Source organism: Neisseria zalophi (genome assembly GCF_008807015.1).
Classification (GTDB): domain Bacteria; phylum Pseudomonadota; class Gammaproteobacteria; order Burkholderiales; family Neisseriaceae; genus Neisseria; species Neisseria zalophi.
Genome location: NZ_CP031700.1, coordinates 327052 through 339661, shown reverse-complemented (window position 1 = coordinate 339661; position 12610 = coordinate 327052). Strand labels below are relative to the sequence as shown.

The window sequence follows — 12610 nt, the reverse complement described above, 5'->3', positions numbered from 1 at the left end:
GAATCTTTCAGACGGCCTGAGGGGAAGTTTAGCCAGTTTGTGTAGGTCTGACAATCATCTGTTGCGAAAAGGGCGTTTATGCGCCGATTTCCGGCTTAATCAGCGGTTCGATCCTTTTACCATATCCATCAAAAACAGGCGGCAGTCGATATTGCCGTTATAAAGCGGGATTTTGCGTTTGGGCGACAGCCGCATCAGCTTGGGCATGTCGCGGTCGCCGGTAAACATGCCGACCAGCCAGCCGGCATAATGCTGTTTCAACCATGTGCCCAGTTGCGGATATAAGGCTTGCAGGGCCTGCACTTCGGCCAAACGCACGCCATAAGGCGGATTGGCAATCATAATGCCGTTTTCACCATTCGGGCGGGCGGCTTGCGCATCGCAAACCTGCCAGCGAATCAAGCCGTCCACTTCTGCCGCCTGCGCATTGGTTTGGGCGGTGCGGATCATATAACGGTCGTTGTCGCTGCCTTCGATGGGGGCGGCCGTCTGAAAACGAATCTGCTGTTCGGCTTCGCGGCGGATAGCCGTCCATAAAGCTTTATCAAACCCTTGCAGCTTTTCAAAACCGAAACGGCGCATCAGGCCGGGCGCGCGGCCGGTGGCAATCCATGCTGCTTCGATGGCGATGGTGCCGCTGCCGCAAAACGGGTCTTGAAACGGTTGGGAGCCGTCATAACCGGCCAACAGCAATAATCCGGCGGCTAAGTTTTCACGCAAAGGGGCTTCGCCGCTGTCTTGCCGATAACCGCGTTTAAACAAGGCCTCGCCGCTGGTGTCGATAAAAATACGCACACTGTCTTCGCTCACAAACGCATGAATGCGGATATCGGGGCGGATTTTGGCCACATCGGGGCGCGCCTGATGGGTTTCGCGAAACGCATCGCACACGGCATCTTTGATTTTCAGGCCGACAAAATCCAAACTCTTCACACGGGCGCGGCGGCCTTCCACTTTCACTTTAAAGGTTTGTTCGAGTTTAAACCACTGGCTCCAACGGATATTGCGGGCGAGGGTGTAGATGTCTTTTTCATCGCGGTAGCTGCCTTTGGTTAATTGCAGCAACACGCGGCTGGCGGTACGCGAATGCAGGTTGATGCGGTAAACCTGTTCCAGCGTGCCTTTGCAGGATACCCCGCCGTCGGTCGGCCGGATATCTTTGCAGCCTTGTGCGGTGAGTTCTTCGGATAGTGCGGTTTCCAACCCGCGCGGGCAGGTGGCAAATAGGGAATATTGAGTCATGATACTTTCTTTGTGTGGAAGCATTCAGGCTGTCTGAATGCGGTAGAAATAAGTAGCCGATTATAGCCGTGTATCCGCCTCGGTGCAGAAATATTTCAGACGGCCTCTAGTCGGCAGCGTTTACGCCTTTATAATGGCCTCTTTTTTGACAAATGAATTAGCGTTTTATTTTATGAATGCAACCGAAATCATCCACATGATCGGCACGGCGGCTTTTGCCATGTCGGGCTATCTGGTGGGTGTCCGCAAACGGCTCGACCTGCTCGGGGTATTGATTACCTCCATATTAACGGCGGTAGGCGGCGGCATTATCCGCGATGCCATTATCGGCCGCATTCCGCTGGCGTTTACCCACAATACCGCTTGGTGGGTGATCGGTGTGACGCTGTTGTTGTCGTGGCTGTTTAAATTGCAACAAAGCAAAAAGCGCGAACTGGCGGCGGTTTTTCTATTGGCCGACTCGTTGGGGCTGGTGGCGTTTACGATTACCGGCGCCCAAGCCGGCCTGATGATGGACTTGAATATCTTCGGCGTGGTGCTGCTCGGCTTTATTACCGCAGTGGGCGGCGGCATTGTGCGCGATACGCTGGTGAACGATATTCCGATGATTTTGCGCCAAGATTTTTACGGCACGGTATCGATTATTGTCGGGCTGGCCATCTATGCCTTGCATGCTCTGGGTTGGATTAACCCGTTTACATTAAATCTGTTATTGGTCGGCGGTTATCTGCTGCGCTTGTGGGCATACCGCGTTTCGTGGCGGCTGCCCCGCTTTTAGCCGATATTGTTATCAGGCCGTCTGAAAAACCATACTGTTGTTTCAGACGGCCTAGCCTTACCCAACCCGATAACACGGCCAACTATATCTGCCCGCCCGCAGCTTGTATAATAAGCCGCTTCAACCTTATGGGCGGCACAGCGTTTCAGGCCGTCTGAAACACTTTGTTTAACGAAAGCCGATTATGTCCGATATTTTAAATAAAATTCTGGCGACCAAAGCCGAAGAAGTCGCCGCTGCCAAAGCCGCCGTTTCGCTCGACCAAATCAAACAACAAGCGGCCGACGCCGAGCCTGCGCGCGGCTTTTTTGCCGCCATACAAGCCAAACATGCCGACAACCTGCCCGCCGTGATTGCCGAAGTGAAAAAAGCCAGCCCGTCTAAAGGCTTAATCCGCCCTGATTTTCACCCGGCCGCGATTGCCGAAGCCTATGCCCGCGCCGGTGCCGCCTGTATTTCGGTGTTAACCGACGAACACTATTTTCAAGGCTCGCCCGACTATCTGAAACAAGTAAAAGCCGCCGTTCCGCTGCCTGTTTTGCGCAAAGATTTTATGATTGACGAATATCAGATTTATCAGGCGCGCGCATGGGGCGCAGATGCGGTGTTGCTGATTGCCGCCGCCTTAGAAGCGGAACAACTCGAACGATTCGAACAGGTTGCACACGAATTGGGCATGACGGTATTGCTTGAATTGCACGACCCGTCCGAACTGGCCAAATGCCGCAATATGACAACCCCTTTATGGGGCGTAAACAACCGCAACCTGCGCACCTTCGAGGTATCGCTGCAACAAACCTTGGATTTGCTGCCCGAACTGCCCGGAAAAACCGTGGTGACCGAAAGCGGCATCCGCAATAAAGACGACATCGACTTTATGCGCGGCCACGGCGTACACACCTTCTTAATCGGCGAAACCTTTATGCGCGCCGACGATATCGAAGCCGAAGTGAAAAAATTATTTTAATATCAATATTTTGATAGTTATATTGTGCGGATTGCCGACCCGAAGCAATCCGCACCGCAACACGCATACCAAACTTTTCAGACGGCCTGAAATCCCCACAAGCCGAACGCGGCCATCAAACACCGTCCGCACTAAAACCGCACCCGCATACATTTCCCCGAATCCCTGCCCGAAACTGCTATAATTCCGCTTTATTTCTTTACTTTTAATAAGCTGCTAAAAATCATGCAAGAACAATACCAACCATCCGCCGTCGAACCGGCAGCACAAGCCAAATGGGAAGCCGCCCGTATTTTCAACGTGGCCGAAGACGATTCCAAACCCAAATACTACTGCCTTTCCATGTTTCCCTATCCCAGCGGCAAGCTGCACATGGGGCATGTCCGCAACTACACCATCGGCGACGTATTAAGCCGTTTCAAACTGCTCAACGGCTTCAACGTATTACAGCCTATGGGTTGGGACGCCTTCGGGATGCCGGCCGAAAATGCCGCCATCGACCGCAAAATCGCTCCTGCCAAATGGACGTATGAAAACATCGCCTATATGCGCAACCAGCTCAAAAGCCTCGGTTTTGCTTTCGACTGGGAACGCGAATTGGCCACCTGCACCCCCGAATATTACCGTTGGGAACAGCTTTTATTCACCAAACTGTTTGAAAAAGGCGTGATTTACCGTAAAAACGGCACCGTAAACTGGGATCCGGTCGACCAAACCGTATTGGCGAACGAACAGGTTATCGACGGGCGCGGCTGGCGTTCGGGCGCAGTAATCGAAAAACGCGAAATCCCGATGTATTACTTCAAAATCACCGATTACGCCGAACAGCTGTTGGCCGATTTGGAAGGCTTAAACTGGCCCGAGCAAGTCAAAACCATGCAACGCAACTGGATAGGCAAATCGCGCGGCATGACCGTACGCTTCGCCATTGCCGACGACAGCAAACAAGGTTTATCCGGCAAAGACAGCGAATACCTGCAAGTCTATACCACCCGCCCCGATACCCTGATGGGCGCCACCTACGTTGCCGTAGCTGCCGAGCATCCGCTGGCCACTGCGGCCGCTGTTCAAAACCCTGATTTGCAAACCTTTATTGCCGAATGCAAAGCCGGCAGCGTGGCCGAAGCCGATATGGCGACCATGGAGAAAAAAGGCGTGCCGACCGGCCGCTATGTGGTAAACCCGCTCAACGGCGACAGGCTGGAAGTGTGGATTGCCAACTATGTTTTATGGGGTTATGGCGACGGTGCGGTTATGGCCGTGCCCGCCCACGATGAACGCGATTTTGAATTCGCCCACACATTCGGCCTGCCGATTAAACAGGTGATTGCCGTCGGCGACAATCAGTTTGATGCCGATCAATGGCAGGATTGGTATAGCGATAAAGAAAACGGCCGCCTAACCGCCAGCGGCGAATTCGACGGCATGGATTTTCAGACGGCCTTTGATGCCATTGCCGCCAAACTGCAATCATTGGGTGCGGGCGAACCGAAAACCCAATACCGTCTGCGCGACTGGGGCATCTCACGCCAACGTTATTGGGGCTGCCCGATTCCGATTATCCACTGCGAACACTGCGGCGACGTGCCCGTGCCCGCCGACCAACTGCCGGTTGTGTTGCCCGAAGACGTCGTACCCGACGGCAGCGGCTCGCCGTTGGCCAGAATGCCCGAATTTTATGAAACCACCTGCCCGAAATGCGGCGGCGCGGCCAAACGCGAAACCGATACCATGGATACGTTTGTGGAATCGAGCTGGTATCAATTCCGCTATATGTCGCCCCAGTTTTCAGACGGCATGGTCGCCCCCAAAGCCGCGCAATACTGGCAACAGGCCGACCAATATATCGGCGGTATCGAACACGCTATTCTGCACCTGCTGTATGCCCGTTTCTTTACCAAGCTGATGAACGAAGAAAATATTGTGCCCGTGAAAGAACCGTTTGCCAGCCTGCTCACACAAGGTATGGTATTACAGGCCACCTATTACCGCGAAACCGAAAGCGGCAAAAAACAATGGTTCAACCCCGCCGAAGTGGATGTGCAAACCGATGAAAAGGGCCGCCCCGTTGCTGCGGTATTGCGTGCCGACGGCCAACCGGTGATTATCGGCGGCGTGGAAAAAATGTCGAAATCGAAAAACAACGGCGTCGACCCGCAAGAGCTGATTGATGCCTATGGCGCCGACACCGCCCGCCTGTTTATGATGTTTGCTTCGCCGCCCGAACAGTCGCTCGAATGGAGCGATGCCGGCGTGGAAGGCGCGCACCGCTTCCTGCGCCGCCTGTGGCGTACCGTTTTCGAATACGTTAAAGCCGGCGCACCGGCAAAAGCCTTCCAAGGCAGCCAAGACGGTTTGGATAAGGCGCTCAAAGAATTACGCCACAAACTGCACGCCACCATTGTGAAAGTCAGCGACGATTACAGTCGCCGCCAACAATTCAATACCGCCATCGCCGCGATCATGGAATTGCTCAACCAATACGACAAAACCGACACCGGCAGCGAACAAGGCCGCGCCGTCGCCCAAGAAGTATTGGAAACGGTAACGCAATTGCTATGGCCGATTGTGCCGCATATCTGTGAATCATTGTGGAGCACGTTGCGCCCCGATACCGCCTTGTGGGAAAACGGCTGGCCGCAAGCCGATGAAGCCGCCTTAGTGAAATCGGAAATCGAAATCATGGTGCAGGTAAACGGCAAACTGCGCGGTAAAATCACCGTTGCCGCCGATGCCGACAAAGCCACGGTTGAAGCCGCCGCACTGGCCACCGACGGCGCGATTAAATTTATGGACGGCAAAACACCGAAGAAAATTATCGTCGTGCCCGGCCGCTTGGTGAATATTGTGGTTTGATTGAAGCCGGTTGTTTGAATGATCAGGCCGTCTGAAAGGTTGAACTGCACCCCAAAAGTTGGACACCTCCAACCCATTAAGGTGCAGTTCACCTTTCAGACGGCCTTTTTATATGATAAATATTAAAATTTAACATTTATCAACAATTTTATGATTAATAAACCTATTTTCACAGGCTTAAATTACGATTTAAATATGTGCAGATATAATACAGTATTACTAATTATTTTTTTATTTAACTTTATATTTTATAAAGATAAATTTTTTATAGAACCAAGCATTGATGTAAAGTAAAAAATACAGTTGTTCTCTTTATAAACGTATGATATAAATGTTAATTTAAGAAATTTAAAATTAAATTTTGATAAATTTTAATCTGATTAACCGATTTTAGATTGTCGGATATGGGCGATATGAAAGCGGCTTATATAACAGCTTAATATCATTTTGTTATTTCTTACGTTTTCTAGAAAGTGGTACGTTTATGAAACAAAAAATTTTCTTGGCGATTGCTGTGGCTCTATCGGCTGCCGGTTGTGCGACTGAATCTTCCCGTGCGGTTGAAGTAGCTAAGGTCGCTTCTTATAACACGCAATATCACGGGGTTCGGGCACCGATTTCTGTGGGTAATTTCGACAACCGTTCAAGTTTCCAAAGAGGTGTGTTTTCAGACGGCCAAGACCGTTTGGGCAGTCAGGCTAAAACCATTTTGGTAACACATCTGCAACAAACCAACCGCTTTAATGTATTGAACCGTACTGAATTGAGCGCATTGAAACAAGAAGCCAATATCAGTGGCCGTAGCCAAGCATTAAAAGGAGCCGATTTTGTGATTACCGGCGATGTAACCGAATTCGGCCGTAAAGATGTCGGTGATCATCAGCTCTTCGGTATTTTAGGCCGTGGTAAATCGCAAATTGCTTATGCAAAAGTCGCATTAAATGTGGTGAATGTGCGTACTTCCGAAGTGGTGTATTCAGTTCAAGGTGCCGGTGAATACTCATTATCAAACCGTGAAATTATCGGCTTTGGCGGTACTTCCGGTTACGACGCAACCTTAAACGGCAAAGTATTGGATTTAGCCATCCGTGAAGCCGTGAATAATTTGGTAGCCGGTATTGAAAACGGCGCTTGGACACCTTTACGTTAAGAGGCCGTCTGAAAATGAAAATGCATAAGATCAGATATGCCGTGATGGTGGCTGCTGCGGTTGTTTTGGCCGGTTGTTCGATGGGCGGTAATAAAAACCTCTATTATTGGGGTGACAACAGCAAAACCGTTTATCAACATTTAAAGAGTGACGGTAAACCGATTGGCGAACAAGTTGATGCGATGACGCAATATTTTAAAAAAGCTCAGAGTAAAAAACAAAACGTTGCCCCCGGTGCTCATGCTCACATGGGTTTGTTGATGATTGATAGCGGCAATAATGATGAGGCTATCCAACATTTTGAACAAGAAAAACAATTGTTCCCCGAATCTGGGGTATTTATGGATTTCTTGTTGAAAAATGCCCGTGGAGGTCAATTATAATGCGCAGCTTAAAATTATTACCTTTGGTGGCCGCTTTAGCATTATCGGCCTGTGCCACACAACAACCGTATGATTACACAGCTTTTAAAGAAAGTGATCCCAAATCGATTCTGGTTTTACCGCCTTTAAACGAATCGCCCGATGTAAACGCAACGGCAGGTATGGCTTCTGCGGTTACCTTGCCTTTGGCCGAATCCGGTTATTATGTTTTTCCGGTAGCGGTGGTGGAAGAAACGTTTAAACAAAACGGTTTGACCAATCCGGGTGATATTCATGATGTGCAACTGGATAAGCTAAATGAAATTTTCGGTGCCGATGCGGTTTTGTATATCAAGGTAACCGAATATGGTACGAAATATCAGGTTATTCAAAGCAATACCCGTGTCAGCGCCGAAGCGAAACTGGTAGATGCCCGCACCGGCAAAGAATTATGGACAGGTTCGGCAACCGCTTCCTCGCTTGAAAGAGGCAATAATCAAGCGGGGTTATTGGGCGCATTGGTGCAGGCTGTAGTTGAACAGATTGCCAGCTCGGTGAGCGATAGAAGTTATGATATTGCACAGATGACTGGTTCTCGTTTGTTGTCGGCCGGTACGCCTAAAGGTATTTTGTACGGGCCAAGATCACCGCATTATCATACCCAACATAATAAGTAATTGATATTTATTATAAAGGCCGTCTGAAAGGTTTCAGACGGCCACTTTTATATCAGATAAAACAAAATGTTTTATTCATAAACTTTCAATAATTCCACTTCGAAAATCAAAGTGGCATTAGGCGGAATCACGCCGCCGGCTCCATGTGCACCATAGCCCATTTCCGGCGGAATGGTCAGTTTGCGTTTGCCGCCTTCTTTCATACCGCCGAAACCTTCGTCCCAGCCTTCAATCACTTGGCCGACGCCTAAAGTGATGGTGAGTGGTTGGCGGCGGTCTAAACTGGAATCAAACTTGGTGCCGTCTTCCAACCAACCGGTGTAATGTACGGTGATTTCTTTACCTTTAACGGCTTCGGCACCGTGTCCGGTAACAATATCTTCAATTTTCAAACTCATGGTGTTTTACTTTCTTTATCGGTTTTTAAGCCGCAAGGATAGCATAGAGCCGGCGGTGAAAAAACCATAAACCGGTTATCGCTATCATAAATTCGGCATATTGAAGAAACGTGGAAACAGTTTGTGTTTCCCGATGGCTTGTCGTGTATCATAATCAGCAATATAAAAACGCATAATATAATGTAATGGAAAGAGAAATAATGAATACTTTAAAAATCGTGGTATTAGATCGCGGCACATTGCCGGGCAAACCGTTTGTTTTTGATTTTCCATTTGAAATCAAAGAATATGAAAATACCCTACCCGAAGAAACCGCCGAGCGTATTCAAGAAGCGGATATTGTGGTTACCAATAAAGTGGTGTTGGATAAAACAAGCATTGCTGCCGCCGCAAATCTTAAACTAATTGCCGTGGGGGCGACCGGTGTAAACCATATTGATATGCAGGCGGCCAATCAGGCTGGTGTTACCGTGTGCAATGTTCGTAATTATGGTAATGATTCCGTTGCTGAACATGCTTTTATGCTGATGATTGCGCTTATGCGTAATCTGCCGGCTTATCAGCGCGATATCGCAGCAGGGGTGTGGGAAAAATCGCCTTATTTCTGCCATTTCGGCGCACCGATACACGATTTAAACGGCAAAACCCTGGCTATTTTCGGGCGCGGCAGTACCGGAAACACTTTGGCCGGTTATGCGCGGGCATTCGGTATGAATGTGATATTCGGCGAACACAAACACGCGCAAACCGTGCGTGAGGATTATGTTTCTTTTGATGAAGCGATTCAATCCGCCGATGTGATTTCCCTACATTGCCCGCTTACGGCGGAAACCGTCAATATGATTGGGGAAACAGAATTACAGCAGATGAAAATCGGCGCGGTATTGATTAATTGCGGCCGTGGCGGTTTGGTTGATGAAAATGCTTTGGTGGCGGCATTGAAATACGGCGGACTGGGCGGGGCGGGTGTAGACGTATTAACGCAAGAGCCGCCGCGTGATGGAAATCCGCTGCTAAAAGCCCGTTTGCCGAATTTGATTATTACGCCGCATATGGCATGGGGCAGCAATGAAGCGACCAGCCGTTTATTTGATATCTTGTTGGATAATATTAAGCATTTTGTTGCCGGAACGCCTAAGAATGTGGTTTGAAGGCCATATTAGGCAAGAGGCCGTCTGAAAATATTCGCCTTAAAAATACAATAAACCGTTATTGTTTAAGCAAAATAAACGCATAAAAAAAACCCTTGAAATCAATCAAGGGCCGAACTTCATGTTTTTCCGAAAGGATAAACAGTTATGAAAAGTTGCTGTTAATTATTATACTGAGGCGGTTTATTTAAAGCCAGCATAGCCGTATATTGGTTAAAACATTGTAGGGTTTACGCTACAATATTGTTTCTATTGGATTTATATTTTAAATGAATAACCACACCATCTATATCTTATTTTTATTTTTCTTCGCCTTTTCCACTTTGCTGCAACTGTATCTTTCCATCCGCCAAAGCCGTGCGGTATTGAGGCATCGGGGCAATGTGCCTGCCGATTTTGTATCGGCCGTATCGCTTGAAGAACATCAGAAAGCCGCTGATTACACATTGACCAAGCAACGCTTTGCCCGCTACCGAATTCTATTCGAAGCATTTTTATTGCTGGTGTTCACACTAGGCGGCGGTTTGAATGTTTTGGCCGCACTCAGCATCAAGTTTTCAGACGGCCCTATTACACAAGGCGTATTGCTGATTGTTCTTTTTACTTTGGTCAACAGCATACTCAGCCTGCCGATGGAATGGTATTCGACATTCAAGCTCGAAGCCCGCTTCGGCTTTAACCGCAGCACACCGGTTACATTTTTTGCCGACCGTTTCAAAGGCTTATTATTGGGTGCGGTGATTGGTGTACCGCTATTGTATGCGGTGATTTATTTAATGGGTGTTACCGGCAGCTTGTGGTGGCTTTGGGTGTGGTGTGTGTGGCTCGGCTTTTCCCTGTTGATGTTGTGGGCTTTTCCGAAATGGATTGCCCCTTTGTTTAATCGTTTCGAACCCCTGCCCGAAGGCCGTCTGAAACAACAAATTGAAAATCTGCTTAACCGTACCGGTTTTCAAAGCAACGGCATTTTTGTGATGGACGGCAGCAAGCGCTCGGGGCACGGCAATGCCTATTTCACCGGCTTGGGCACCAATAAGCGGATAGTGTTTTACGATACCCTGCTTGAAGATATGCAGCCGGACGAAGTCGAAGCCGTATTGGCACACGAACTCGGCCATTTTAAACACAAACATATTGTTAAACAGATGATAATAACCTTTGTTTTAGCGTTGGTTATCTTATTTATTCTAGGGCTGCTCATGCCGCAGGCCGCTTTTTATCAGGGCTTGGGGGTCGCTTATCCCAGCCATGCCATGGCACTGCTGCTGTTTTTTATGGTATTGCCGCTTTTTACCTTTCCGTTTTCACCTTTAAGCAGTTTGATGTCGCGTAAAAACGAATTTGAAGCCGACCGTTTCGCCGCCAAAACCGCTTCCGGCAACGACTTGATTAACGCCTTAATCAAGCTCTACCGCAGCAATGCCGCCAGTTTGGTATCCGATAAATGGTATGCCCGTTTTTATGATTCTCACCCGGGCGCAAGAGAACGGATAAGCGCCTTGAAAAAGGTTTCATAAACGGTTTATATCATAGCCCAAAAGCATAAAATAAACATATTCGATTTTTCAGACGGCCTTTTCCCACATATTCGGTTAAAATGCCGCATCCTAAAGCGAAAGTCATACTATGAACCTTTACCATAAACTACCCGCACCGATTTTACCGGAAGAGACCCGCCGCGATATTCAGGCGCGCGAATCGTATCATGTGTTGAAAATCATTTCCGAATTTGTCGAATCAGGTGAAGAGCTGCGGGCGATTCAGCCTGCCGTCAGTATCTACGGCAGTGCGCGTACACCAGCCGAGCACCCCGATTATCTGTTTACCGAAAGCCTGTCACGCAAACTTTCCGACGCCGGTTTTTCCGTGATTTCAGGCGGCGGGCCGGGTATTATGGAAGCGGCCAATAAAGGCGCATTTGCCGGCAGAAGCCCGGCTGTCGGTTTGAATATCGTATTGCCGCACGAACAAAATGCCAATCCGTATCAGAATTTATCTATTAAATTTCAACATTTTTTCCCACGCAAAGTGATGTTTGTGAAACATGCCGTTGCCTATGTGGTGATGCCCGGCGGTTTCGGCACGATGGACGAATTGTTTGAAAGCCTAACATTGGTACAAACCGGCAAAACCCCCAGCCGCCCGATTATTTTAGTCGGCTCCGCTTTCTGGAAAGGCCTGCTCGATTGGATTAAAGAACAACTGCTCGGCAACGGCCTGATTTCACCGGAAGATTTGGATTTAATCCAACTGATTGATGATGAAGACGAAATCATCGAACATATTTTCGCCCACTATGAAAACCGTTTGGAAAGTATGTGCGAATCACAAAACAATACTTGGGAATTGGGCTTGTAAGAAAGGCCGTCTGAAAACTAGTCTATTTTATTTATTAAATCGATAATTTTTTGATTTTATTAAGAACTGAATCATGTATTCAAACAGATTCAGTTCTTTTTTATTTATATTGAATTTGGTTTTTCATAATGCACAAAAGCATATACGGTACCGTTTGCGGCAGTATGTTGTTCACGGTTTTTTATTTGCCATTCTTTGCCTATGGGCGGAAAAAAGGCATCGCCGTCTATCTTTAGATCTACTTCCGTGATGCGTAAATCAGTGGCGACTGAGAGTGCTTCGGCATAGATTTGCGCGCCGCCGATAATCATGATTTCAGCGGCATCGGCACATTTTGCCAATGCGTCTTTTAGAGAAGGCGTGGTTTCCGCGCCTTCGGCAATATAGTCCGCTTGTCGGGTAATCACGATATTGCGGCGCCCGGGTAGGGGTTTCTTCGGTAGGGATTCCCAGGTTTTGCGTCCCATAATAACGGGTTTTCCGGTGGTATAGGCACGGAAAAAGGCGAAGTCTTCGGGCAAGTGCCAAGGCATGGTGTTGTTGATGCCGATGCAGCCGTTTTGAGCGCAAGCAGCGATAAGGGTGATTTTTTGCATAGATTTTCCCATGATTTGGTATTTGAATAAGTAGATTTTAATCGAATATCCAAATATTGTCTGAAGCTGTATTTT

12 protein-coding genes are annotated in these 12610 nt (G+C 48.4%); 9 read left to right on the top strand and 3 right to left on the bottom strand.

Annotated features, from left to right (window positions below):
• Positions 1–99: 99 nt before the first annotated feature.
• Complete coding sequence (locus D0T92_RS01535; protein WP_191963681.1) at positions 100–1245, bottom strand: THUMP domain-containing class I SAM-dependent RNA methyltransferase; 1146 nt, start codon at positions 1243–1245, stop codon at positions 100–102.
• A 169-nt stretch (positions 1246–1414) separates the two neighbouring features.
• Here D0T92_RS01535 and D0T92_RS01530 point away from each other — a divergent pair, with 169 nt between their 5' ends.
• The 6 genes from D0T92_RS01530 (at position 1415) to D0T92_RS01505 (ending at position 8032) form a co-directional block, all read left to right on the top strand.
• Positions 1415–2020 carry a trimeric intracellular cation channel family protein gene (locus tag D0T92_RS01530; protein ID WP_151049564.1) on the top strand — a complete coding sequence of 202 codons (606 nt, stop codon included), beginning with the start codon at positions 1415–1417 and terminating at the stop codon, positions 2018–2020.
• 184 nt (positions 2021–2204) lie between these two features.
• Positions 2205–2987, top strand: coding sequence for an indole-3-glycerol phosphate synthase TrpC (gene trpC, locus D0T92_RS01525; RefSeq protein ID WP_151049562.1), 783 nt, complete (start codon positions 2205–2207; stop codon positions 2985–2987).
• 225 nt (positions 2988–3212) lie between these two features.
• The gene (gene leuS, locus D0T92_RS01520; RefSeq protein WP_151049560.1) at positions 3213–5843 is read left to right on the top strand and encodes a leucine--tRNA ligase; all 2631 of its coding nucleotides are present in this window, start codon (positions 3213–3215) and stop codon (positions 5841–5843) included.
• Positions 5844–6327: 484 nt separating this feature from the next.
• Entirely contained in the window at positions 6328–6993 is a 666-nt protein-coding gene (locus tag D0T92_RS01515; protein ID WP_151049558.1) for a CsgG/HfaB family protein, read from the top strand.
• A 14-nt stretch (positions 6994–7007) separates the two neighbouring features.
• Complete coding sequence (locus D0T92_RS01510) at positions 7008–7376, top strand: DUF4810 domain-containing protein (RefSeq protein WP_404821662.1); 369 nt, start codon at positions 7008–7010, stop codon at positions 7374–7376.
• Positions 7376–8032: a DUF799 domain-containing protein gene (locus tag D0T92_RS01505; protein WP_151049554.1), complete on the top strand. Its 657-nt coding sequence runs from the start codon at positions 7376–7378 to the stop codon at positions 8030–8032. The genes D0T92_RS01510 and D0T92_RS01505 overlap by 1 nt, the downstream gene beginning before the upstream one ends.
• A gap of 71 nt (positions 8033–8103) precedes the next feature.
• On the opposite strand, the gene D0T92_RS01500 is transcribed toward D0T92_RS01505, so the two are convergent.
• Positions 8104–8430: an FKBP-type peptidyl-prolyl cis-trans isomerase gene (locus D0T92_RS01500; protein WP_151049552.1), complete on the bottom strand. Its 327-nt coding sequence runs from the start codon at positions 8428–8430 to the stop codon at positions 8104–8106.
• Between the two features lie 200 nt (positions 8431–8630).
• Here D0T92_RS01500 and D0T92_RS01495 point away from each other — a divergent pair, with 200 nt between their 5' ends.
• The 3 genes from D0T92_RS01495 (at position 8631) to D0T92_RS01485 (ending at position 11939) form a co-directional block, all read left to right on the top strand.
• Entirely contained in the window at positions 8631–9581 is a 951-nt protein-coding gene (locus D0T92_RS01495) for a D-2-hydroxyacid dehydrogenase (protein WP_151049550.1), read from the top strand.
• Positions 9582–9850: 269 nt separating this feature from the next.
• Complete coding sequence (locus D0T92_RS01490) at positions 9851–11098, top strand: M48 family metallopeptidase (protein ID WP_151049548.1); 1248 nt, start codon at positions 9851–9853, stop codon at positions 11096–11098.
• A gap of 109 nt (positions 11099–11207) precedes the next feature.
• Entirely contained in the window at positions 11208–11939 is a 732-nt protein-coding gene (locus tag D0T92_RS01485) for an LOG family protein (protein WP_151049546.1), read from the top strand.
• 104 nt (positions 11940–12043) lie between these two features.
• Here D0T92_RS01485 and D0T92_RS01480 read toward each other — a convergent pair whose 3' ends face one another.
• Positions 12044–12535, bottom strand: a complete 492-nt coding sequence (locus D0T92_RS01480; protein WP_151049544.1) for a dihydrofolate reductase — start codon at positions 12533–12535, stop codon at positions 12044–12046.
• Positions 12536–12610 lie beyond the last annotated feature (75 nt).